This window comes from Ruegeria sp. CL6 (assembly GCF_056536465.1).
This window is the reverse complement of sequence record NZ_JBQFPR010000004.1, coordinates 74,356-98,870: the sequence shown is the minus strand read 5'-3', so window position 1 is coordinate 98,870 and position 24,515 is coordinate 74,356. Positions and strand designations below refer to the sequence as shown.

Sequence of the window (24,515 nt, the reverse complement as noted above, 5' to 3'; positions counted from 1 at the left end):
AGTCATGTGCGGTGCTTTTTAGCCGCTGTTAATCAGTCATTTAATGTCTATCCGGCGACTAGAACGTCGACCTCGGCGCCCTCAATAGCGTTACGCAATTCTCCTGTTGGTCTTCTGTCTGTGACTATGGAATCCAGGTCGTTAAGGTCTCCTACTTGAGACAGGCCCTTCCGGCCGAATTTCCCGGAATCAACAAGAAGGTGCCGTTTCTCGGCGCGCGTCAGCATCACCCTCTTTACTGCCGCAAAGCCCCGCACTGTTTCTGAAGGACCATCCGTCGAGAACCCGGAGGAACCGATCATGCACCGGTCGACGTTGAAACGGGACAGAAATTCCAGCGTCTCGGTTCCGATAGTCGCAGACTCAGTGGCCAAATATTCCCCTGGGCATAACAGGACTTGTGCAGCCCCATGGCCAAGGGTCATAGCTACGGGAATGGAATTGGTGATTACCGTGCAAGGGGTCCCAATATAAGCCAGTGCACGTGCCATCTCGATGGTGGTCGAGCCGGAATCGATCATGACCGTTTCACCGCTCTGGATCAGTTCAGCCGCTCTGACACCTATCCGTTCGCGCTCGTCAACCTGAGCGTTTTTCCGTTCATCCAAACCCGGATAGTGCCCTTGCGCTGGGGCCGATGCCCCCCCGTGTGCGCGCGCGATCAGACCGTCATTCGACAAAGCATCGAAATCTCTACGTACCGTCTCGTTGGAGACGTTGAACCGCTGGGCCAGTTCGGTGATGCGAACGTGCGGGCGCAGCTTCAGCTCCAACAATATCTGTTGGCGCCGGTCGGATTTCTTTACCCGGCTCTGGTTCTTTTCAGACATTTTGCCGCGCGTTTTTGTTTTGGACATCCGACGACCCGACTAGGCTTCGAAGTCTACTTTTGTGGGCTTTCGGTCATAATGCAATATTTTTTGTTGCATAACCCTCAGAAGGCTGTGAGAATTCGAGCGAACACAAGTACTTCGAAGCGCAAAGCAAAGATGCACAGGCTGATCAAAATCAGAATGCGAGCCAAGGCAAAGCGTTAACCGGCCAACTTGCCATTAAGACAGCTTCCATTTGGGTTTTGATCGTGTGGCATTGAAGGGCAGCATGAGCGACAGCGAAACGGCAGATCAGATTGCGGCGCTTCCGATGCGCTGGGACAAGACTGGCAAGTTGCGCGTTCTTATGGTCACGTCGCGGGATACCGGCCGGTGGGTTATCCCAAAAGGATGGCTAATGGACGGCAAAAAACCATGGCATGCCGCAGAAATAGAAGCGCAGGAAGAAGCGGGCGCGGTTGGTGCCATCTCGAAACGGCCGATCGGCCAATTTTTCTACGATAAGCGTTATGAAGGCAGAAGCAGCGTTCGCTGCCGCGTCACCTTATATCCGTTGGTCGTTGAAAAGCTGAAGCGACGCTGGAAAGAAGAGGGTGAGCGCACGCGTCACTGGTTTTCACCGGCAAAAGCCGCAAAGCTGGTCGAAGAAAAAGACCTGTCACAGTTGCTGAAAAATCTAACAGACAATCATGAAGTCAAATCGGTTGTGAAGAAGCTTCGAAAGGCTGCTTGAGGAAGAGCATAAGAGAACCGGGACGCCCGGACGCATTAAGCTCAAAGGGAGGAAAAAATGAGGAAATTGACATCCACTGCGGTTGGATCACTGATTGCCCTGACTGCGTCACTGTCGGCAGCACAGGCCGATAAGCTGACACTCTATTGTTCGGCGCAAGAAGATTGGTGCCAACTCATGGCACGCAGCTTTGAAGATGCGACTGGCATCGACGTCAACATGACCCGAAAATCGTCGGGCGAGACCTTTGCACAAATCCGGGCCGAAAGTTCGAACCCGAAAGGGGACGTTTGGTGGGGCGGTACGGGTGATCCGCACTTGCAGGCCGCCGAAGAGGGCCTGACAATGGAATACATGTCGCCGATGCGTGATCAATTGCACGATTGGGCGATTTCTCAGGCCGAAAGCGCGGGCAACAAAACGATCGGCATTTATTCAGGCGCGCTTGGGTATGGCTACAATGCCGACCTTGTCGCTGCAAACAATCTGCCCGAACCGGCCTGCTGGGAAGATCTGCTGAAGCCCGAATACAAAGGCCATGTTCAGATGGCGAATCCGAACTCATCAGGTACGGCCTATACGACGCTGGCCTCAATGGTGCAGATCTTCGGCGAGGATGAAGGCTTTGAGTTCATGAAGGGCCTGCATTCGAATATCAACCAGTACACCAAGTCAGGCTCGGCACCGATCAAAGCCGCCGGTCGTGGTGAGAACACCATTGGTATCGTCTTCATGCATGACGCTGTGAAGCAGGCCGTTTCAGGATTCCCGATTAAGGTCGTCGCACCATGCGAGGGCACGGGATACGAAATTGGTTCGATGTCGATTATCGACGGAGCGCGCAACGAAGAAGAAGCGAAGAAGTTCTATGACTGGGCGCTGTCCCCGGAAGCTCAGAACCTTGCTCTTCAGGTCAACGCGTTTCAGGTACCATCGAACAAGGGTGCGGAAACTTCGGATAGTGCGCCTGACATGAGTCAGATCAAGCTGATTGACTATGACTTCAAAAAGTATGGTTCCTCAGACGAACGGAAGCGCCTGTTGCAGAAATGGGACGAAGAGGTTTCGACTCTGCCGCAGTAAATGATTGACCAGACTTCAAAAACGACCCATCCGGTTCTGATCTTCTGGATCACGGCCGGGTGGGTCGGATTCTGCCTGTTGCCCTGGTATATGGTCGACGGCGGCCTTTGGTCGTTCGAGTGGCTTTTGGACGGCTACCCATTCGATGAGGATTATGCCCCCGCTGCGTTTCTGATTGGACAGGGTGAAAAACTTTGGCTCGCTCCGCTCCTGATCGCGCTGGCCCTGCCGCTTCTGGTGCTGAAGCGCACCAAATCCGATCCAATTTATGCCAGCATACTGATCCTGTCAGGGGCGCTTGGTTTCGGCTGGCTGATCGCTCAGGGGTTCAGCATTGGCATCAGAGGCTTCAACTTCAATTGGTTGGAGGCGATGTTTGGCGAACTTGGCGACCGGCAGTTCGGCATGGGCTACGGTGCAATGATATGTGCCTCAAGCTTTCTGTTCCTGCTTACTCAGGGTATCGCGGCAAGGGGTGCCATTAACGGTGACGTCTTTGTCGTAAGCGCCATCGGCGGCGTTATTACAATCGTTACCGCTTTTGTCTTTTTTCCCATCGCGAAGATGCTTTTCGCTGCCTTCATCACCGAAGACGGTGCGTATTCCATTGCGGTATTCTTCTCGAAGTTTTTCGATGATCGACTGTGGGGGCTGGGGTGTTTTCAGGGATCGCGTTGTGGCGCCGCCTGGAATTCACTGTTCCTTGCCATCCTCGTTGGAGTCATCACCACGGTCCTGGGGCTTTGCTTTGCACTGGTTGTGACGCGTTCAGGCTTTCGCCATAAGCGCGCGCTGCGAGCTTTGACCGTTCTGCCAATAATCACCCCGCCGTTCGTGATCGGCCTGGCGCTGATCTTGCTTTTCGGCCTGTCTGGGTCGGTCACCCGGTTCTTTGCCGAGCTTTTCGGCACGCAACCGACACGCTGGCTTTACGGAATGCCAGGCATCCTGATCGCGCAGACACTCGCGTTCACGCCAATTGCGTTTCTTGTACTGATTGGTGTGGTTGAAGGCGTCTCTCCGTCGATGGAAGAAGCGGCCCAAACGCTCCGCGCCAGTAGATGGCAGACATTCAAGACGGTTTCCTTGCCCCTGATGCGGCCCGGTCTTGCAAACGCATTTCTTCTGGGCTTCATCGAAAGCATGGCCGATTTCGGCAATCCGCTTGTGTTGGGCGGGAATTTCGACGTGCTTTCGACCGAGATATTCTTCGCCATCGTTGGCGCTCAATACGATCAAGGCAGGGCCGCGGTTCTGGCTATGGTGCTGCTGTTTTTTACTCTTTCCGCCTTTTATGCGCAGCGTGTCTGGCTGGGGAAGAAAAGCTACACAACCGTCACCGGCAAAGGAGATGCCGGCGTTCATCCGCTGATGCCGACTGGCCTTTCAGTTCCGGTCCTGCTCATCGCTCTGGGCTGGGCGCTGTTCACAATTGTTGTTTATGCGATGATCATTTACGGCAGTGTCGTCGAGTTGTGGGGTGTCGATAACTCGCTGACGATCAAACACTATGTCACCGCATTCTCCGTACGTTTCGAAGAAGATAGCATTCGCTGGACCGGTGCCGCTTGGGACAGTTTCTGGACTACCATAACGATCGCGGCCATTGCTGCCCCATTGACTGCCGCCGTTGGTCTGGTGACCGCTTATCTGCTGACCAGGCAAAGTTTTGCAGGCAAGAACGCTTTCGAATTTGGAACAATGTTGTCCTTCGCTATCCCCGGAACAGTGATCGGCGTCAGCTACATCCTGGCCTTCAACGTTCCGCCAATTGAAATCACGGGTACTGGTGTCATTCTCGTTGTCAGCTTCATCTTCCGTAATATGCCGGTTGGCGTTCGTGCGGGGATAGCGAGCATGTCGCAGCTGGACCGCAGCCTTGATGAATCCTCGCTGACCCTTGGTGCAAACTCGTGGCAGACGTTCCGAAATGTCATCCTGCCGCTGTTGCGCCCTGCGATACTTGCTGCGCTTGTTTACAGTTTTGTCCGTGCCATGACGGCGATCTCGGCTGTCATCTTTCTGGTCAGTGCAGAATATGACATGGCGACCAGTTACATCATCGGTCGGGTCGAGAATAACGACTATGGCCTTGCGATCGCCTATTCGACGACGCTGATCTTTGTGATGCTCGCGGCGGTCGGTTTACTGCAACTACTCGTTGGCCGGGTCCAGATTGGTCGACGCACGCAACACGGAACGGAGGCATCGCGATGACCGACACCAAAATCGGTTCCAAGGCCGCCCCGGTACGCTTTGAGAACGTGTCGAAAGTATTCGGTAAGGACGTCGTCGCCGTCGACAACATCAACCTGCATGTCGAGGCAGGAAAACTCGTCACATTGCTTGGTCCGTCAGGTTGCGGAAAAACAACGACTCTGCGCATGATTGCTGGGTTAGAGATGGCAAGTTCGGGCAAGATCCTAATTGGTGATCGGGATGTGACCAAATTGCCCGCCACCGACCGCGATGTTTCCATGGTGTTCCAGTCCTACGCGCTGTTCCCTCATATGAGCGTGTTGGAGAATGTGAAATATGGCCTCACATTCTCGGGCTTTGCAAAGGATGAAGCCCGCAGCCGCGCTCTATATGGATTGGAACTGGTCGGTCTTCAGGGGTTCGACAACCGTCTTCCCTCTGAACTCTCAGGGGGCCAACAACAACGTGTTGCCGTCGCCCGCGCGCTGGTTCTTGAGCCTCAGGTTCTGCTGTTCGACGAGCCGTTGTCCAATCTCGATGCCAAGCTTCGCCGTCAGGTGCGAGAGGATATTCGGGCAATCCAGCAAGATCTTGGTTTGACAGTTGTTTACGTGACCCACGATCAGGAGGAGGCACTGGCGGTCTCGGATGAGATTGTTGTCATGCGCAACGCAGCGATCGCCCAAATGGGCACACCACGCCAGCTTTACGATGCCCCGAACGACCGATTTGTTGCCGATTTCATAGGTGAGGCAAACCTTTTGAATTGCCAAATCGTCGATATCAATGGAGACGCGGCAACGATAGAAATAGAAGGCTACCGCCACACGCTGCCACGTCGCGGTTTGTCAGAAGGAAACGCAACCATTGCTGTGCGACCCTCACGCCTGGTGATCGGCTCAGACCAAGGCATACCAGCCAAGGTGGCTAAGGCGACCTATGTTGGCGTTCGGATGGAATATACGCTGATCGGTGCATTCGGTCAGGTTTTTGCCGTACACGATGACGTCGATGCGCCGCTTGAACCCGGCACCGAAATCAGAATGGGTTTTGCTGACAAAGGGCCCGTTCTTTTACCGGATTAAATGCCGAAACTCATAATCATCACACACCCCGAGGTCTCTATCGATCCGGCCGTCCCGATAACTGAGTGGGGCTTGAATGCCTTGGGCCGTAAACGCGCTGCTGAATTTGCAACCAGTGGAATCCTGTCCAACGTCACGCAGATATGGACCAGTGGCGAGCGGAAAGCCCGCGAAACAGGTGAGATTCTTGCTGCACCACGAACGCTGCCCGTGAATTGCAACTTGGGTCTTGGTGAGAACGACCGCAGCGCAACCGGTTACTTGCCTCGATACGATTTCGAGGCAGCGGCCAATGTTTTCTTTGCTCAGCCGGAAAGTAGCTATCGCGGTTGGGAACCAGCGACCGAAGCACAGATACGCATTCATCGGACAGTCACTGAGATTATCCAGTCGCATGATGCCGGGGATCTTGCAATCGTAACGCATGGAGCAGTGGGCACATTGCTTTGGTGCGCACTCTCGAATTGTTCGATAGACCGCAAGCACGACCAACCCTCACAAGGCCATTTCTGGCAGGCTGATTTAGCTACGCTCAAGCCCGATTCATGTTGGGTCTCTTTGGCATAGGCGCTAAGCTTTCCAAGCGTTCTCTGCGATCTCACGCAACGTCTCGAACACATCTGGTGTCCCCACGATCACGCGCCCGCCGTCTCGGATCATCGCATCGGCGTTCTGATCCTCGACAACACCACCCGCTTCCGAAACCAGCAATTGCCCAGCCAGACAATCCCAAGCATTCATGTGCTCCTCCACGTAACCCAGAAGGCGCCCGGCAGCGACGTAAGCCAGAGAAAGCGCTCCGCTGGCGTTTCTGTGAAACATCGCCCCTTGCTCGATCAGATCCTCGATAACGGGTAAGACATGACGGCTCTCAATCCGGTTCGAGTATCCCACAGCAACAGTTCCGTCGTGCAACGGCACTCCTAACGCGACGCTTATCGGTGATCCGTTAAGTGTCGCTGTTTCTCCGCGAGTTGCGACAAAAGTTTCATCTACATTTGGATCATGGATCACACCAATCTCCGTTTGGCCTTCAGTGACACCAGCCAGAACAATGGTCCATGCAGGAATCCCGTTCACGAAATTCGTGGTCCCATCAATTGGATCGATGACCCAGTCAAAGTCACTCTCTCCGGCTACCGCGCCATGCTCTTCACCGTATACGCCATCTTTGGGCCACGCCTCCGCGATCCTTTGACGAATGAAAGTCTCGACGTTCCTGTCCGCCTCGCTCACCCAGTCCTGAGCGCCTTTTTGATCAACAATAAGATTGACCCGATCTGCAAAGAACTTTTTGGCAAGTAGCCCAGCCTCCTCGCAGACTTCGGTGGCAAAGTCTCTGCGTTCTGAAAGTCGAGACATAGGTGCTCCTTTTTCGGTTGGAGAGTTGCCCAAAAACATTGTAGGCCAAGCGAAGACTTGGCAACCACATAGTCTTTTCGCTTGCTTCAGGTGCCAATATTGGCTCCACAAACCCTGAGTTCTTAGAGTCTACGATCTTCTCCGCGATCAACCTCCCGATCGATAGCTCTCTAATTTCCGTTTGCATTGCATGTAGAACCGACTTGCAGAAGCGCAGATAAGATCCTGAAACACCCACCCTTTGAATGTCGGCTTACTTGCCGGCGCTCAATTTGGTCTGTGCGTGCAACAAAGGTCGGCACTCCATTCGAACCGCAAATCTGAAGTGTCCGCTTTGGGCTGACTACGGTCCTTTGGAGAAAAAATGCGGATGGCTGCAAAGTCCGCATAGCAGTCGTCCGACTTTATCGCAGCGAATGACTGCTTCGGGCCCACTGCGGTCATTTGTGTTGATCCAGACGATAACGCCGCGTCTAACCAACGTCCAGTTCCAGCACAAACGGTCGTTGGGACGTCGAAGCAGACGTAGCTGCGGAGCCAACAAGAATTTAGAGTCCGGTTTCGGTCGCATATCTGCCGCTCAACACTTTTATCGAATGTCCGGCTAGGAGCCAGTGGCACTAAAAATCTGTTTGTTTAATGTTAAGTAATATTGGCACGATGTTTGCCGAATGAAAGCCGCCAAATTCACCCAGCCGCTTTTACCTCGTTCTTCGCCATGCGCTTGAGTTCCGCTTTAGACTTACCTCGCAGGTGGGCTACCTCGGTCTGAACCTGTCGAAAGATCGGCGGGCGAAAACCACCGAGCAAAGCGATTGCCTTCGCCCGTTCCTTTCCGACGCTCTGTGCCATCGTCTTCCAACAGTAGTCGTATAGCAGCCGTTTTGAGGCCGGGCCGGGACAAAGGTCAAAGCGTGGTTCACCGCCCAGAATCCGTATCAGTTCGTCATCCGACATTGGAGACACGCCGCTCATTGGATCAGGTTTCGTAGGTGTTTAGGCAGGCTCTTTTTCGCGTCGTCGTTAGGCTTTGACAGTGGTTCGTGATACTGCCGTGGCCGGTTGTTGATCAGGTTGCGCGGATCGATGGCGAGATGAAGGTGCAACGCCCGCGCCAGCGCCATGCGTCGGCGGCTAAGATCACTTTCGACAGACACCAGCGGGTTTTCCTGCGGTGTGCCATCCTTGCTTTTGACCAGAACCCCGAGGCTGTCCATCTGCTCCTGAATGATCAGGATTTGAACCTGAACTCTGGCGTATTCAGCGATGACGGCGGTGTCCGTCGAAAGCCAGTCGTCTGGCATTCGGGTCTGCCAAACGCGGTCGGCGACAGCCAGAACCTTATCTCTGTGTTCCGGGTCAATAGGCAGAGCAACGAGGTCAAGCGGCCATGGGAAATTCCCAATTCGGGCTTGCGCGCGCTCCTGCGCTGCTGCGATACTGTCACTGCGTCTTCTTCTGCTGGCCATTCTCGTTCTCACCTGCTGTTAGTTGCAAATGTAACCGCCAAAATTTTACAATAGCAATTCTTCCGTGCTCCCCTGTGCGGTGACGCCTCAACGCAATTTGTTTTAACCTTACCCCCCCGGCGCTCCTGTATTCGCCAGCCGATTTCTGCGGGCGACAGGTCCGACGGTATCGATGGAGCCGATTGCGCTGGTGTCGCGTCCACGGCTGGGCCTTCAATGGGTGTTTCGACGTTCTTGGGTAACTCATTCCTTGTAGGTGCTTGGAACTGAGCGGCAGCTTTGAGCGCCGGTGGTGATGGTTTCTTCGGTGGCCGCGGGTCATAGTTTCCCTTTTGTTTAGCGCGCACCGGCGCACCTAAGCGCGCACGTAAAAACACTTGGTGCTACTCCCCCTGATGTTGGTGACGGTTGCAGCCTTGTACCCTTTGCTTAGAAAAAGGGTGTAAGGTGCTATGCGCGTAGCGCACCGCGCCGCACTTGGGGGGTATGGGAATGCTGCAACGATCTTGTCGACAGTTAAGGTCTCTACGGTCTCGTCTCCAAGGTGTGGTAAAACGTGATGCTTGACCGGCGACCACCATCGCCCAGCCTCTCCCTCGCCCTTCAGAGAGCGTTTGTGGGTCTCAAAGAATTTCTTGAATATCTCGTCTACCGTTCGGTGGTTTCGCGCGCTACTGGCCCTCTCTGCGTCTCTGACTGTTTTTGGGTCTCGCCCCAAGCTTTTCAGCCGCTGCCAGTATTTGTGCTGCTCCCTCGCGTCAGCGAGCGACACGGTTGGATAGGGACCCAAGCCCATTTTGGTTGTACGTTTGTTGATTTGGTATCTGTAGTGGAATGACGCAGCACCAGTCGCAGTGCTGACGAAGTACAGGCCGCCCCCGTCATGCAGTGTGACATCCTTGTTCACGGCGGCGTGCAATGCGCTGTCTTTCAACTTGTGCAGGGTGCGGGTCAAATGGGCCAATCCTATAGACAGCTCTATGTACAGTTTTTCGACTGTAATCGCGCATTTATGCCATTAAGTCACTGAGAAAAATAAGGTAATTTTGTGACAGTGGTGCCGCCCCCGGGCACCATTAAATTTGAAATAGCAAATATAATTCAAAATATTGCGACAAACAGTGATAGTTTTGTCCCCTTTAATATCCACCCTATGCATTGCGATGGTGTTCCAAGGACGGTTGGCGCTTCTTTGCTTCCCAGCCCTTGGCCGCGTCGCCCCGTCGCATGAACCAGACACTGGAAGCCCCGAATACGAACTAAGCCGACGCTCGCTATATGTGCGGGCATATACCCACCAAATGCGGGAACCAAACGCTCTAAACTAATGCTCGGGCCTTCACTACGCTGAATGAGCCAGACGACTGCCTGCAGATATTGCTACCACGATCAAGGATGCCACCGTTCGCCAACTGCGGCTTGGTCATCTTCTCGTCGCGCGTCTTCCTCATAGCCTTGGGCGATTGCGGCAAGCATATCTGAAACCCGCGGGTGTGATTGTCCGGACCTCGTTGCGAGTTCTCGGTATCTTTCTGCCAACCGCCGCTCCTGCGCTCCTCCATCGTATGGACCGCGGCTCGTCACACCGCGGGCATTTGCCACGCCAATTCTAAAATGTCGCCTCAACGCATCGTTTTCTCGCTGATCCAGAAAATCCAGTATGCATATAGGCAGCCAGTTGTCCCAGGGCCTTCGCCTAGCGAGACGCGCCAAGAGTGCCCCAATATGGACTTCAGCAACTTCCTTTCGATCGGCCTCCGTAGCCAGCCGCATAGCCTCGTCGGCCCAAGCCCTGAACTGTTCCTCGGAAACATCTCCAGCCTCATTTTCTCCAGGGACCACATTCCACCCTTCGAGAACATGAGAGGCAAGGCTGTTCAGAAGTTCTTGCCTCTCGGGTGGTAGTTCAGCCCATTCGGGGTCAACTGAGCGATCACTACGAAGATACTTCCAGCGGAGAAATTGAACAAACGAAGCCGGGTCACTTGCAAGGTCGCGATGCAGTGCAAGTTCACGTTCTCGCCTTCTCTCTCCGTAAGGACTGATGACGGCCACAAACGGCAATTCGAGATTGGCTATTTGCTTCTCGCTGATACCTTCCGACGCATCAAGAAGCTGAAATACTTGGGTCAATTTATACCAGTCGGGCAAAACGCCTCCCGGTTCTTCGCCTCGAGCAATCTTCTGCAGTATTTCGACCCAACGATCCGGGGACAGTAATTCCTTACTGTGGGCCGCAGCAAGAAATGCTGATCGCGGGCGCTCGGCTCCCAATAGCTTTGAGACTGCATAGTCGGCCTCTTCCGGAGTTTCATCGCGAAGGTGCAGCGATACGGAAATCCAGTAGGAGGCCGCCGTATCCTCACCCAAAGCCTCTGCGACGGCCCACCCGTCGGGGCGTCCTGGAAGATGTTCCGCGAACCTGGTACGCGTGTCCGCCGCGTCGAGCAGCCCACTATCGGCTATTAAATTGGCAACACTTTCCAGGTCGTTCCAGCTTGCTCTCCATAATACAGCGCGCAGAAAGGAGTTAGATTTGGAGTTCTGCACCTCTTGAAGCGCCGCCATGGCCCATCGAGCGGCAACCTCCGGTGACGTATCCAACGCGACCAAAACCTCCGCCACTAACTCGGGGTGCTCGACACTTGTGGCGAATGACAGAACGGTGTCGGCGCCTTGTTGCTCGTCGATTTCGTCGATTGCGGCCCGACGATGCGCCGCTACAACTTCGTTTCGCTCTTGCCACGACAGATTTCTTTCATCTTCAGCCTCGATTAGGGCGCGCCACTCAACATGTGAGACCTGAAATAACCAACGATGACGAGCGGTTGGCGCCTGAGGTTCCAGCAGTTCTTCCATTCGTTGAATTGCCGAAATAAGGTCTTCAGTTCCCTCTTGCTGCTGATACGTGCGCTGCACTTCCAGCTGTCTCAGTATTTGACGCAACTCGGCCTTGTCGTCATCGTGCGCATCAACGCCCCACCTTTCCACTTCGCTCACTAAACGAACCAGATCGTCAGGATGCAGTCGCATCGTAGTTTCTAGCAACTGCTGAAGTTCTGCCTTGTTGTAGGGAGCAAGGTCCAAGAGCAGCTTGCTGGCCTCAATCGCCGAAAAGCGGACGTCGTCGTTGGTTGGTTCAGACACTTGCTCTTCCAATGAACGCCATTGCGGCATTGCGTTCTTTGATGCGAACCGCTGACGACCACCTGGCAAGAGAGAGGTCGCAACATCGATGACAGGGCCACGGTGTTGGGATGACAGGCGTCGTAAGACGGCCATCCTGTCATGGACCCCAAGTGCTGTCGCCGGCAACCAAGGTAGGAATAGCGATCGCGCGGTCGATTTCGGCGAGTTCGTCCAGTTGTCCTCGACCTCAATCCGACGAAGACTAAACACGACGTCAGCGACACGCGAGAAATGGGCTGGTTGCCAAGCGAGCAGCTCCAAAGCCCAGAGTAGATGCGTTCTCAGGCACTCCCCGCTAACAAAACCGTCTGTCGATCCCATGATCGCTCTAATCGCGGGTTCAGGTTTGCGAAGTTCTTCGTCCAGACAGTCGAGAAATACAGATGGCGACGCTTCGGCCAGTGATCTGAGGTGGCGACGTATGGATAGCCAGCGATCCTCATCCGCGTTTTCAATGAGTGAACGAACGACTTGTCCCGCGAGGTATGGCAGGTCAATCCCTAGCCGGTTTCCACAAATCTGAGCGCCATAAACTGACAGGATACTCAACGCGTCACCAAGACCTGATAGCAGCGCGCCAGAGTAGCGCCGGGAGTGCCCTAGGACATCCGCCATCCAACGTTGATCCTCCGGGAGGTCCAAGGCTGGGTCTCTATCGCCAAGCAGTTCAGGAAGGAGCTGGAAGAAGCGCTCAATATCTTCGGGCGTGATGTTCGGCCCTACGGCAAAAAGGGCGTCAAGCTGAGAAACCACCACATTAACGTTGCCATAGCGAACAACGGGCGCGTCATCGAAGGTGAGCAGTTCATCCCGAATTGCCGCAACTTCTCCAGTTTCTATTTCGCCCAAGAGTTGCAGAACAATGTTATCATCGCGATCGTCGCGTTCCACCCAAGAGCCAGCCAGAGCGAATGGAAGGAGGCGCTTCACTGAACCTCGATCACGTGCCCAGACTGGACGACGAACGTCAGGATCATTTGAAAGGCGTCGGCGAAGCACGGGAACCGAATGACCGACCTGCAAAGCAATGTTTTCGGCTTCATCTCGTGTCAGCCCCATGTGCTCCAATTCGGAGCGAAACGTATCGGATGGGACGTGGGATAGTAGCAATTCCTCCATGACATCCGTGCGCCCCTTTGGATAAGCGCGGACGATCGTCCTGTTGCGTCGGTCTCCCAGGTCCAGATCGCTGCCCTCGGCTACATCCGCAATCACCACAAGTCGGTTAGAACTGCCCGGAATTCTCGCATCCGTTGATGTCGCGATAAGTGTCCTGTCGAGAAGGTCGTGGGCTTCCGCCTCAATCATTGTTGCGACAACGAACGCTACCGCTTCACCCCGATCATCGCCCTGTACGATTACCGTGTCGTCTCCGTCCCGCAGCCTCTCCAACAACTTCTCATGTTCGTTGTGCCGCCTAGTCGAGACTAGCTTTGTAGTCAGGGCCGGGTTTGAGGCAGTTGCCCAGGCCTGCCACCATTCATCCGGCGTTTTGAGACCCGGAACAGAAATTCCCAACTTCTCGCCAAGCCACCGCGATGTTACCGGGGCTTCCTCGAGCCAGGTCTCTAAGTCGATGGCGTCATAAGCATAGACAGCCGCCCATTGCCCCTCTGCGCGCCGGTCGGCAAGCCAGTCATCCTTTGAGTTCCACCGCCTAGGCGTTACGAAGACAAAGCTGGTTTGATCGCGTTCGCCTTGGGGCGTCTCATCGGTGCGCTTCTGATAGTCATCGTTTGCTTTTACTCCTGGATTTTGATTGCACCCCATCTCCCAGACGCTAGCGCCTTCGGGAACCCAGTTAGTCGCTCTAACCGCCTCTACCCGCCCGTCCAGTCCGTGCAGGTCTACGGCCTCATTCCCAGGAAAGCGCAAAGTAATTGGAGCAGGGGTAGTTTCTCTTATCAGACGTCGTACGAGAATGGGGAGATTGCTACGGCATTCGTGGCGGTCAGCCCATTGGCGAAGCGCGGTTTCATCAATAGGCATTTCTTCCTCAAACGAATTGCGGTGCGTGCTGTGATTATTGCGTGGCTGTATCCAATCGGCACCATATGCTGCAGTTCTCGCAACCTATATTATCCGGACGCCGCCTCGCAAAGCAAAGACCATTGGGCGAAAGGGGACGTTTTCCCGTTGGTGGCGGCCAAAGCGAGATCAGGCTCCGCGGCATTGTAAACAGGACCCAACAGATGCGTTCGTCCCGGCGGAGCGAAAGTGCGTACACCTGGTCCAAGTTGTGGAAGATTGGCGCAATTCTCTTGCCTTCCATGACACTCAGTTCGTGACAGGCGTCTATGAACTTCAGTGGACCATCAAGTGTCGTCGTCGATGCTGTCCTCAAAACTCTCGCCAGTCAGTTCGCAGAAGGTCTTCAACGCACCCTGTAGCGTGAAATACTGGTGCTCGCTGCGGTGAACGAACAGCTCGCCTCGGATCGTGATCATGGCGACAGCCCAGTCCTTGATCGCGTCAGCTTCTGCCGCGCGGGTAAGAACGACAAGTCCGTCTTCGACGAGCGCGCACTGAACGACCAAGCTCTGGTATATGTGGTTCCTGGCGAAAACCTCACCGAACCGGAGGTTCTTAGCGTATCGCTCCAACCCATCTTCTGACACCGCCTCCGGGCATCCCGGAAACTCTGTCGGGACCCTCCACTTCACCTGGATCGCCGATGGCGTCAGGCTTTCATATTCTTCTGGCTCTTGCTCGTAGTCCGCTCGCTCGCGGGTGCCGTACAGCCATTCGCCGACCGCACCGCCGCTTGGCACCGACCCGCTCTTCGCCCACTCCTCGAAGCGGGATTTGGTCCTGGCACCCTCTTCCTTGGTAACGGTTCTCATCCACGAAACGTCGGGATAGGAGGTCTCGGTCTTCGGCTTCGATGGGTCTTCGAGGAACGCTTCGATGGAACCATAGGCCAGCTCGATGCGACGGGCGGTGGTTTCGTTCAAAAGCGCGTTCTCAAGCCTCGTGAGCCAGCGCAAGTTTTCGGGCCTATTGTTGGCCCGGTTGGTGTCGATGTGATCGACGACATGTTGGTCAGTTGGAGGCGGGCCATTGAAGGCGCTGCATACGATACGATGGATCGGAACACCGGCAAGCAGATGGTAGCCGGTTGTCAGGTTCTGGCGTCCGAAGGTCCATTTCTTGTCAAGTGGCCGGGCGCGTTTGCGGAACTCGTTCAGGCGATATACCGCACCGTTGTCGCGGACGCGATATCGCTCACCGCGATACTCCACCTCCATTTCAGTTTCGAAGATTTCCAGCAGGTGATCATGTTCGCCCACAGGCGACTTCGGGGATGACATTGCAGTCTCCAGCGCAAAGGTGTCTCGGCTTTCCCCAGACTGCTCGGCCCGGTGCCGGTTCTTATTGGCAGACGTGAAGCAGGGCGTCCGGCGCTGCCTTGTGCTCTAGACGCCGCCTCAAGATGTCTCGTCAATAAGAAGCAAGTCAACCACCGAAGGTTTTGCTGAGCTTCAGAGCCAGTTAATCAAACTCGCCGAAGAGGGTCGCATTCATCGCTTTGAGATCCCGAACGCGCGCGCGCAGGGGGGCGCGTTTTGATGAGATTGAGAACCCGAACGCGCGCGTGTGAGGAATGATATGGACGCCTGGAACCTAGAAATTCGTGCCTAAAGGTGGTCTATTAAGTCAACGGGATTGCTCCTCCTCGGCAAAGCGAGGGCTCGGGTCTCATTTCCCAAGTGCAAGACAGCACATGCCTAAAAAGCGCATACTGTGCCCATCTCATGCACCATTTTAGATCATTACTCAGCTTATTTTGCTGCGAATTGATGGATATTTGTGCAGCTAAGTCCAGCTTTTTATCCACCTTTAGTTTGCTACCTGCTTTTAGGCGGCGGATCAGGCGGATTGGGTCCGGCAATCGGCCCAAAGTAGGGACTTTGTCACACCGTCACACCACTTTGCGAAACAGTTCTGGGCGCGGAATTACCTCCCCCATTTTCCCCTCTCCTGGACCGTTCCTACTCTCAGATATGTGACAGGTGTGACGCCATTGTTTTCGTTTAGCTTTTCGCCCATGACAGATGCGTGACGGCTGCGGTGACATGGTGTGACTAGATCGGGATTTCCCCTCGTGGCATGGGCGAGGGCCTCCGATACCCCCTCGATGTCACACTAGAGCGCCAGTCTGTTACACCACTGAACCGAAGGCTTGCCTTCTCATATCCGAGGGCTTTCATCCGTGCCGCCAAGGTCCTTGCGGTCGCGGGTTGCGCGATGACAGCGTCGGAGAGCTGGAGGACACGTTTCATGATATACATAGACGAGAATTTCGCGAAGCCGTCGGACCATTCCTCCGGCGGCATATTCTCCAAAAGATCGTCCCAAGCGTGGTCCAAGAGCCGGTCCTTCATCGCCGCCTCCTGAACCCGCTCCGCCTCGCCTTCGAGCCAGACCTTCTCGTCCCGGCGAGCCATCGCCTCCGCGAAGAGATGGTCCCGGTTCTCCCGAAGCCAGTCGAGGTCCCCCTTCTGAGCGACCTTCACCGGCAGGAACCGTCTCCCGCCGGTCTCGTCCCGGTGCCAGTGGCTGTCGTTCGTCGAGCCGACGAGGATGCCGCGCCGGGGGACCCTAACGACGTGGTGAGCATATGCGGGCCGATACTTGTCGAAGGTCTGTGTCACGAAGTTCCGGACATCGCCGACTTCGCGCTTCGACATGCCGTCAAGCTCCGCGCTCTCGTTGATCCAGCATCCCTCCAGAAGCTCGCCCCGGTCGCGTCCGCTGTCCTTCGCGAAGATCGCGGCATCTGAGAAACGATCCTCCCCAGCGAGGACCTTGAAGCTCTCGGATTTGAAAAGACCTTGCCGCCCTTCGAGGACCAGCATCAGATCGAACTTGCAGCCGGGATGAAGAACGCGCCGGACCATACCCGAGATCACCACGCGAGCGACGGTTCGATGATACTCGTCATCTGGGACCCCGAACGTCTTCTCCAACCAGTGATCGAGCCGCGCCTCGCCGTCCCAGACCAGTCCTCGAAGGTAGTCGGCGACCGGGTCGCGTCTCTTCTGTTGGGCGATCTCGTCGAAGGCGTCGCGAAGGTTCTCCTTGCCGACCTCCAGCCGGAACTCTTCCCGGATCAGACGTCGCAGATCGACCATGGCGGCGTCTGTCACCGGTCCAGCGAAGTCTTGGATCGCGTGACCCTCGACCATTGCGACACCGGCGAAGGTGTCGAACCAGATGTGGACGCCCAGATGCTTCAGTGCCTCGACCGCATTGTGGAAAGAGGCCCGGATCGGGACCCCGTTCTTGTCGGTCGCGAACTGGGGACCATCCAGCGCCTCCTTCGCCCGCTGGATTTGCCGGACGACGTAGCCTTCGGGGTTCCCTTGGTCGAGCGTGTGGGCGCTGATGCCCAAGGTGCTGTCGAGAAGAACGGCGGCGATGTAGTCGTCCGGCACGCCCGCTCTGACCAGCTCGCAGACGACATAGAAGGTCGCCCTCGATCGGTCTCCGTTCCAGCGGTTGCCGTCCTCGACGTCCGATCCGTTGACGATCAGCATCGGGACCGACGGATGGAACTCGCCTTCCGTGGCGACCGCCTTCAGCTCCGGTCCGACGTCATCGAGCCGGGGGAGGTTGCCTGACAAAGACACCGCAACGCGCCCACCATCAGCCTTCGTCCCGCCGTCGATCTTGGGAGCCTTCTGGAAGTTCGAAAGGTCGTAGCGAAGCTTGTCGTCCCAGTGGACGACCTTCGTCTCGCGTTCTTCGCGACCCTTGGCTCGCTTCTTCGCGTTCGGGATGTTAATCGTCCCCGGCAGACGCATGATCCGGTCGACGTTGTGGCAATGGTCGCCGCCCAGCTCCATTTCCAACCATCGGTTGTAGCTCTCGAATTCGGTCCAGTCTCCGCCGTCAACTTTCACCGGCTTGTCGAGATGCCAGAACGCTTGATAGCCGCCGCCGCTGTCGATGATCAGGGTGGGCGTCGGGTTGAACTCCTTCAGGGTCTTCAGGATGTTCGCCCGCTCCGCGTCGAAGAGCTTGGCATCGGTCGTCTGGGGATCGACGTCGACGTGGAGCCATTCCGCCTCGACGATGTCATCCTTCTTCGCCTTCTTCGTCAGGTTCTTTTCGCCGGAACTGTTGACCTGAAAATAGATATTTTCGTGGCCGGTGCGAAGTTCGACCGCCTCTTCCATCTGGTCGAGCCTGTCATCGAAAAAGGTTGTCGTCGTGACCCGCCCATCGGGGACGATGAAGGTCAGGGGCCACGGTCCACCGGGCCGAAACTTCTTCAGGAATTCGATGCTTTCCATGCGATGGCCTCTTTCAGCCGACGGCCTTTTCGCGAAGGTCGCGCAGGTGTTTGTCGAGTTCGTCTTCAGGCCAATAGAGTTTACCACCCAGCTTCAATGGCTGAGGCAGTCGCCCAGTCTTGAGGTCGATGTAGATCGCGCTTCGAGAGCGGTTCCCCACCTTCGCGCGCACTTCGGCTAGGGTCAGGTATTTCTCCGACATGTCGCATCCATCCTTTTTCGTTTTGGATGGTGCAGAAGTATCGGGCTCTGTTTTGATCTACTCAGGGATAGCTTTCGTCGAAAAACGTCCCCTAGGGTCAGGACCTAAAAAACGGACTGGAAGCGGTCGTTCAAGGCGCCAGACTTGAACGACTGATCTGCGGACATAGCAGACGTTCAGTGCGAAACCGCAACTGTCCTGGCCGGGGCGGTTTGTTCAGCTTCTCACGTGGAAAGACTTGCTCGTGATGACCCACGCACCGTTGATCTCGATCAGCAAGAGATGATCCACCACCCAAACACCGGCATATCTGCCGGAAACACAGACCGAGGCGATATCCCCGTCGATCTTCAGGCTCTCCAACCGGGTTTCATGAGGGCCATGCTGCCCGATCAGACCTTTCGTTTCATCGACAAAATCATCTAGGGCCTGCCAAAGAAACTCTCCCTCATAGTAGCCCATGATGGGAGCGCGCGGCTCAAAAAGTGCGCGAAGCGTCTCTTCGTCTGCGTTTACCATCGCATGATAGTAGCGATCTGTAACCTTCAACACGCTTGCGGTGCGTTTGGAGTTGTCGCCTGCCATCTGATTCTCCTCGAAAATTACCTGAATATGCTATCACGTAGGGCAGGCTCCATGTCAGAGTTATTCATGCAAGTGAGCGGTCCGCGGAGCGTGCCGCGTGACCGGCGATTGAACGTGCCGCGCAAATTCGGTCCAATACGTGAATTGACATGAGTTTTGGAACAGGAACTCTGGGCTCTAACCGGTCATCTGACCGTTCTGGTCAGGTTTCTCGGTGGTTTGCCCAGTTCAACGGCTGCTGAGCGGGACAAAACGGTCAATCAACTGAGCAAAGCTGACGTCTGCAATCCCTCTAAGACCTGACTTCGGCCACCAGTTTTCAAAGTCTCGTGGGCTCAGGGGTGAATTCAATATTGCCACCACGCGTTACGAAATAACCAGTCGTCCTTTGGTGGGCGGGATTAGGCAGATGTTGTCGCACTTGAGGCGGCTCTAGGTTTATGTGACCATCCCGTATTCTAGAATGGAGAAACGGGCAATGAATCGCCGCCTCGCCGCCATCCTTTCGGCAGACGTTGTCGGTTATACGCGACTTATGCGGGAAGACGAGGAAGGGGTTCTAGAGGGCATCAAATCAATTCGGAAGTTGATTATCGAACCCGCGCTGAACTCCCGTGGCGGGCGCATCGTCAAGCTTATGGGCGACGGATTGCTGGTGGAGTTCCCTTCGGCCCTTGAAGCCGTTCGGGCGTCCTTGGATATCCAGAAAAACCTAGCAGAAGATCCGTCACCGGCCGGGATAACGTATCGGATTGGGATCAATCTGGGAGATGTTATCACTGAGCATGGCGATATCTTCGGCGATGGTGTGAACTTGGCCGCTAGATTGGAGGCCGCCGCGCCGCAGGGCGGTATCTGCATCGCTGCCTCAGTCTTTGATCAGGTCAGGGATAAATTAGACATAGCATTTGAAGATATGGGCGAAATTGAGCTCAAGAACGTCGACCGCCCGATCCGCACCTTCCAATGGATGCCTCGCGTGTTCCCAAAGATTGAGCCGCAGGAACCAGCTCCGCTGGATCGCCCCTCTATCGCGGTGCTGGCATTTACGACAATGGGAGCCGACTCCGAACAGGATTTCTTTGGAGACGGGCTCGCCGAGGAGATCATAACCGGGCTTTCAAAGCTTGCCGGTCTGCTGGTCATCGCGCGGGACTCAAGTTTTGTTTATAAGGGACGTTCTGTCGATGCGCGCGAAGTCGGACGGGAACTGGATGTCAGATATGTGCTTGTCGGCAGCGTTCGCGCGTCGGGAACGCGAATCCGTGTAAGCGCGCAACTCGTCGATTCCCAGCAAGGAGTTCATATCTGGGCCGACCGTTACGACCGTATACTAGACGATATTTTTGAGATTCAGGACGAGATTACGCAGTGTGTGTGTGCGGCGATCGAGGGAGCTCTTTCACTGGAGGAACAGCGTCGGGCGCAGCTACGCCGGCCGGAGAGCCTCGATGCGTGGTCTGCATACCACCTTGGAATAGCTGCGCACTACGCCGCACAGCAAGCCGAGAGTTCCGAAGCCAAGCTGGAAGCAGAGCGAAAGGCAATTTCCCATTTTGAAAGAGCTACCCTGCTTGACCCACGTTTTGCACGGCCATTAGCCGCTCGCGCCCTAGTTTTGCGATCACTTGTCATTCAGAATGTGCTCCGCGGCGATGAGGCGCAATCGGCGATCGACGAGGCCATTCGCTTCTGCCGTGAAGCCGCGGCACTTGATCCGCTGGACAGCGCCCCACATGTCACCAGGGGAATGCTGCTTGGCATAAGTGGGGATTGGAGCGGTGCCTTGCGCTCAATTGAAAATGGCATCTCGCTCAATCCGAACTCGGCTGCCGGCTTTTACGAGCGGGGACAGGTCAAGTCGCTCGGACTCGATCCGGAGGGCGCAATCGAGGATTTCGAAATCGGCGCTCGCCTTTCTCCACTTGATCCTAGGATGCTTTTTAGATTTCCGCTGGGCAGCTGGGCGTTGATGCGACTTGGAAGATACAGTGAAGCAGCTGAATGGGGCGAGATTGGCGTTCAGGAGATTCGCTCGGTCATGTTTCCAGCGCTTGACGCTGCCGCGGCTCATGTCGCTTTGGGAAATAATCAACGCGCAGAGGGCTTAGTCGCTGAAGCAATGCGGCGCCAACCCGACCTTACCGTTGAGAACCTACGTCAAAACCTTTCCTACGCCGCGGACGAAGACTTCAAAGAGTGGTTTTTCGAATGTCTCGTGCAGTCGGGATTGCCCCAAAAGTGAGGCGTTATGACAGCTTGGATCGACGCGCTATAGGTACTGCTGATCAGGGTTCGATCTTATGCTACATAGTCTTTTCACGCCGATTTCGAAAGATGGCTCACAGCAAGTGTGGATGATGCATTCACGCGTATGACGACTGGCCAAGTTTATCGTCGATAGCGGTCGTCGCAAATGCGGGGCTGTATGGCAACTCGAGGGCTCAAAGCAGTCATTGCACGCCAACACCCGCCTGATATCATGTTCAAAACACAAAGGAGATTGATATGCCTCAGATCGATATCCAGGTCCTTGAAGGCGTGTTTGACGCAGACGACAAGGAACGGATCATAAGGTCAGTGATCCGCGCCTTCGGCGACGCAGCTGGTGGGAAAATGTTTGAAAACACGTCCTGTCGCATACACGAAGTTCAAAGTGGGGCGTGGGGGTTCGCTGACCAGGTCTTCACGACAGAAGTCGGACTGAGCATCAAGAACGACAAGACCTAGCCTTTGGGTGTACGGACAGAGGAGCGTCGATCACCACTCAGAGCTCCGGGCGATCGCTGCTGAGATTGGCTGAGTGATCGCGTTGCGGACAAAGACGCAATGCTCGCAGGAACTGAAGTTAGCGCAAGTCTTCGGGAACGGGATTATCTTCCCCTGCCGGTTCCCATGCGTGCGCTGCGATCGACCATCGGCCTTCCGACTTCACCAGAAGATAGCCACTGATGTCATGGTTCACTTCGGTCCCGTTTTCAGTCAGCTCAGACATGGCTAGCACCACGGCAATGTTCCCAAAGCGCATGATCTTCATGCCACGCGTATGTTCCTCGAAGCTGTGCAGGTTCTTTCGCGCGACATTCTCCATTCTGTCGATGAAGGCTTCGAGCGGTCGGACCTGCACTGGTCGGGCCGCACCGCATAGGATCGCCTCGGGCAAAAAGTCCTCCCGAAACTTGTCCCACTCGGGCACACTGTCCTCTCCCCAAGTCATCGGCTCGAAATGATTGCCGATCAGGGCCCGAATTTCCTCTTCATCAGTCATCGTTGTCCCTCCCAAGTCTTGAATGCAATTCCCATTCCCATGGGCTGTGATCTTTGCCCATCATCCTTCGCGTGCTTCTCTTCCCGGAAGTGTAGCATTGCCTAGCCGGTCATCCAAATTGCGACAGAGAACGTAAATAGGTTGGCTGTGTTAACTTAGACCGGCCGTCTGCTAGACGTGCGAAATTTGCCCGGTGTGCGGGCGTAGCCGCAAATCTCTTTCAGAAATGGCGCAACTCTGTCGATCCGCGTCAATCCAACTCGAACCGCAGGACGCCCGCTGCGGCAAGTTCATCATCGAGTGCCCTTCCCGTCAGAAATTCAAGGGCAGATGCCGCGCTGGTCTGTGAGGTTCGACTAAGAAATATCGACATATCGATATGAGTCCCAAGCTCTTCGGGTAGGATTGCCGCAGGAACCACCCCTGGTGTTGCAAGCACCGTGGTCAGCGGAGCGACTGCAAGCTCAACTTGGCCAGCGGCGACGGATGCGACCGGCTCGCCACCACCCATGGCCAGGCTTTTTGGTAAAAGTGCAGTACTCAGATCGAGCCGCTCGATCACATCGAGGTAGGTGCGGCCACTTGTACCTGCACCCGTGTAGGCGATGCTGTCGGCTTCATGCAAAAGGGCTCTGATAGTCACAAGGTCTTTTCTGATTGAGCCTGCGGTTTCTTCTTTTCGGCCAACGGCAAGGGGCACACGTCCAAAAGCTCGGTGACTGGCTGCGTCTGCTTTTCCAGCTTTGATGAGCGCTTTAGCGTAAGAGGGGTTGGTTAAGCCGATGTCATAAGCTTCACCCGCCGAGATGCGCTCCGGTATGACGGGGTTGAGATCAACCAACTGAATGACCGATGCACCCGTTGCCGTTTCCAAGCGCGGAACGAGGTTATTCATGATCGCCCGGATCGCCACCGGTACAAAAATGCGCAGTTCGTTCGGCATAGCAGATGAGATTTCTGACGGTGTGCCCCAGTATTATCTTTGCACGATCCTCTGCGGCTGAGAACATTGCAATGCTTGCATAATAGAGCAGTTCGACTTGGAAGCTGAGCAGACGCCGACCGATTTTGACTGAAAGGCTGCTCAGCGGGAAGGAGCAGTCCTTGCGTTCAAAGTTCGGCAACTAACCTATTTGAGCTTGAAGCAGATTATCTGCACGGGGTGGGTTCGGCGTTCTTCGATGTTCCGGGCAGCATTTCGCACAATTTGCGGAGCCAATTTGCCTAACAGAATATGAGTGCCAAATACCGGTGCCTCACCTTTCTCGGCAAGTTCGATGGCGCGTCTGTAGCCCTGCAAATACTTTTCACCTGTATCGGCGACCTTGATGTCGGCGAAACCGGCCTTTTCCAGCGCGGCAACTGTATCGGCGGGCCGCATCAGGTAGGCGCCGCTTCCGTCTTCTGACCAGGGCACCGGATGATGTGGCTCGCCTACTTCCCCCAGCCCATGTTCCGTAAGCGCGAAGAATGCACCAGGCTTCAGTACCCGGAAGGCTTCGCCGAAGAAAACGTTTCGATCGGGCACGTTCATTGTGACGTGCTGCGTGTAGCCTCCATCGAATGTTTCATCACCATAAGAGAGCTTCTGCCCGTCACCGTGTCGGCATTCCACTGCGCTTTCCATCCCGACGAGCACACTCAGTTTGTTGGCAGCGTCTACGAATGGTGCCGTTATGTCGATACCGTCAACATGGCAGTTGAACCGTTTTGCCAGATACCTAGCGGGACCGCCGAGCCCACAGCCGATGTCCACAAGTCGATCACCCTCTTTGATCGGTAACGCATCTGCTAGTTCAACGGTCGCGGGGAACCCTCTCGCATGAAAATGATCCACAGGTGCGAGTTGTTCGACTGTTACAGAGTTGGGATCGATGCCTGCCAGCTCCATCGTTTCTAGAATTCGGGAGTATACGTCTCCCTTGCCCCAGTGATCTGAAATAGCCTTTGCATCAGTCATTTGAGCCCTCCTATCTTAGCGGTTAAGATAGCACAGTTTCGCAGCACCCGATATGCGGGTTTATTCCGTCTGCTCCGGGCTCTTCTGAGACATCTGACTAAAACCATCAGATGACCGCCCATCGTAGCATTGCTGCCGTTCCCCAAAGTTGTCGCGCAACGCGCTGTCTTCGACCGTGTTCCCAAAACACTGTGGGGAAGAACTGTGTTGCAGTTACTGTGGGCAAAGAGCGTGTTACGGTTCTTTTT

Annotated in this window: 20 protein-coding genes; 7 read left to right on the top strand and 13 right to left on the bottom strand. The window is 55.3% G+C overall.

The window, feature by feature from the left end; all coding sequences use genetic code 11:
- Window positions 1-47: 47 nt before the first annotated feature.
- Window positions 48-857: a DeoR/GlpR family DNA-binding transcription regulator gene (locus ACR0LH_RS12790; RefSeq protein ID WP_480721256.1), complete on the bottom strand. Its 810-nt coding sequence runs from the start codon at window positions 855-857 to the stop codon at window positions 48-50.
- Window positions 858-1,101: 244 nt separating this feature from the next.
- Here ACR0LH_RS12790 and ACR0LH_RS12785 point away from each other — a divergent pair, with 244 nt between their 5' ends.
- From ACR0LH_RS12785 to ACR0LH_RS12765, 5 genes are read left to right on the top strand one after another with little or no spacing between them, the layout of a single operon-like run.
- Window positions 1,102-1,566, top strand: coding sequence for an NUDIX hydrolase (locus ACR0LH_RS12785; protein ID WP_480721254.1), 465 nt, complete (start codon window positions 1,102-1,104; stop codon window positions 1,564-1,566).
- Between the two features lie 57 nt (window positions 1,567-1,623).
- Window positions 1,624-2,649 carry an ABC transporter substrate-binding protein gene (locus ACR0LH_RS12780; RefSeq protein ID WP_480721253.1) on the top strand — a complete coding sequence of 342 codons (1,026 nt, stop codon included), beginning with the start codon at window positions 1,624-1,626 and terminating at the stop codon, window positions 2,647-2,649.
- Entirely contained in the window at window positions 2,650-4,866 is a 2,217-nt protein-coding gene (locus ACR0LH_RS12775; protein WP_480721252.1) for an ABC transporter permease, read from the top strand. It begins immediately after the preceding gene.
- The gene (locus ACR0LH_RS12770; RefSeq protein ID WP_170462129.1) at window positions 4,863-5,933 is read left to right on the top strand and encodes an ABC transporter ATP-binding protein; all 1,071 of its coding nucleotides are present in this window, start codon (window positions 4,863-4,865) and stop codon (window positions 5,931-5,933) included. Before ACR0LH_RS12775 ends, ACR0LH_RS12770 begins: the two co-directional genes overlap by 4 nt.
- Window positions 5,934-6,500 (top strand): histidine phosphatase family protein, encoded by a 567-nt coding sequence (locus ACR0LH_RS12765; protein ID WP_480721250.1) that lies wholly within the window; start codon window positions 5,934-5,936, stop codon window positions 6,498-6,500.
- A 3-nt stretch (window positions 6,501-6,503) separates the two neighbouring features.
- On the opposite strand, the gene ACR0LH_RS12760 is transcribed toward ACR0LH_RS12765, so the two are convergent.
- The 9 genes from ACR0LH_RS12760 to ACR0LH_RS12720 form a co-directional block, all read right to left on the bottom strand.
- Complete coding sequence (locus ACR0LH_RS12760) at window positions 6,504-7,295, bottom strand: inositol monophosphatase family protein (RefSeq protein WP_170462125.1); 792 nt, start codon at window positions 7,293-7,295, stop codon at window positions 6,504-6,506.
- A gap of 687 nt (window positions 7,296-7,982) precedes the next feature.
- Window positions 7,983-8,252: a hypothetical protein gene (locus ACR0LH_RS12755; protein ID WP_480721248.1), complete on the bottom strand. Its 270-nt coding sequence runs from the start codon at window positions 8,250-8,252 to the stop codon at window positions 7,983-7,985.
- A gap of 14 nt (window positions 8,253-8,266) precedes the next feature.
- Complete coding sequence (locus tag ACR0LH_RS12750; RefSeq protein WP_480721247.1) at window positions 8,267-8,764, bottom strand: hypothetical protein; 498 nt, start codon at window positions 8,762-8,764, stop codon at window positions 8,267-8,269.
- A gap of 355 nt (window positions 8,765-9,119) precedes the next feature.
- Window positions 9,120-9,683 (bottom strand): integrase arm-type DNA-binding domain-containing protein, encoded by a 564-nt coding sequence (locus tag ACR0LH_RS12745; protein WP_480721516.1) that lies wholly within the window; start codon window positions 9,681-9,683, stop codon window positions 9,120-9,122.
- A gap of 470 nt (window positions 9,684-10,153) precedes the next feature.
- A complete protein-coding gene (locus ACR0LH_RS12740) occupies window positions 10,154-13,942 on the bottom strand; it encodes a hypothetical protein (RefSeq protein WP_480721245.1) in 3,789 nt (1,262 codons plus the stop codon).
- Window positions 13,943-14,268: 326 nt separating this feature from the next.
- On the bottom strand, window positions 14,269-15,264 hold the full coding sequence (locus tag ACR0LH_RS12735; protein WP_480721244.1) for an HNH endonuclease signature motif containing protein: 996 nt from the start codon (window positions 15,262-15,264) through the stop codon (window positions 14,269-14,271).
- A 774-nt stretch (window positions 15,265-16,038) separates the two neighbouring features.
- Window positions 16,039-18,252, bottom strand: coding sequence for a VapE domain-containing protein (locus ACR0LH_RS12730; RefSeq protein WP_480721243.1), 2,214 nt, complete (start codon window positions 18,250-18,252; stop codon window positions 16,039-16,041).
- A 13-nt stretch (window positions 18,253-18,265) separates the two neighbouring features.
- Window positions 18,266-18,454 (bottom strand): helix-turn-helix transcriptional regulator, encoded by a 189-nt coding sequence (locus tag ACR0LH_RS12725; protein ID WP_480721241.1) that lies wholly within the window; start codon window positions 18,452-18,454, stop codon window positions 18,266-18,268.
- 216 nt (window positions 18,455-18,670) lie between these two features.
- Window positions 18,671-19,039, bottom strand: a complete 369-nt coding sequence (locus ACR0LH_RS12720) for a nuclear transport factor 2 family protein (RefSeq protein WP_480721240.1) — start codon at window positions 19,037-19,039, stop codon at window positions 18,671-18,673.
- A gap of 478 nt (window positions 19,040-19,517) precedes the next feature.
- Here ACR0LH_RS12720 and ACR0LH_RS12715 point away from each other — a divergent pair, with 478 nt between their 5' ends.
- Together ACR0LH_RS12715 and ACR0LH_RS12710 are read left to right on the top strand one after the other, a co-directional pair.
- A complete protein-coding gene (locus tag ACR0LH_RS12715; RefSeq protein ID WP_480721239.1) occupies window positions 19,518-21,284 on the top strand; it encodes an adenylate/guanylate cyclase domain-containing protein in 1,767 nt (588 codons plus the stop codon).
- A 263-nt stretch (window positions 21,285-21,547) separates the two neighbouring features.
- Window positions 21,548-21,769, top strand: a complete 222-nt coding sequence (locus ACR0LH_RS12710) for a tautomerase family protein (protein WP_050931670.1) — start codon at window positions 21,548-21,550, stop codon at window positions 21,767-21,769.
- A 118-nt stretch (window positions 21,770-21,887) separates the two neighbouring features.
- On the opposite strand, the gene ACR0LH_RS12705 is transcribed toward ACR0LH_RS12710, so the two are convergent.
- The 3 genes from ACR0LH_RS12705 to ACR0LH_RS12695 form a co-directional block, all read right to left on the bottom strand.
- Window positions 21,888-22,307, bottom strand: coding sequence for a nuclear transport factor 2 family protein (locus tag ACR0LH_RS12705; RefSeq protein WP_050931671.1), 420 nt, complete (start codon window positions 22,305-22,307; stop codon window positions 21,888-21,890).
- A 250-nt stretch (window positions 22,308-22,557) separates the two neighbouring features.
- Window positions 22,558-23,250, bottom strand: coding sequence for a substrate-binding domain-containing protein (locus ACR0LH_RS12700; protein WP_480721238.1), 693 nt, complete (start codon window positions 23,248-23,250; stop codon window positions 22,558-22,560).
- Window positions 23,251-23,436: 186 nt separating this feature from the next.
- Window positions 23,437-24,267 (bottom strand): class I SAM-dependent methyltransferase, encoded by an 831-nt coding sequence (locus tag ACR0LH_RS12695; RefSeq protein ID WP_480721237.1) that lies wholly within the window; start codon window positions 24,265-24,267, stop codon window positions 23,437-23,439.
- Window positions 24,268-24,515 lie beyond the last annotated feature (248 nt).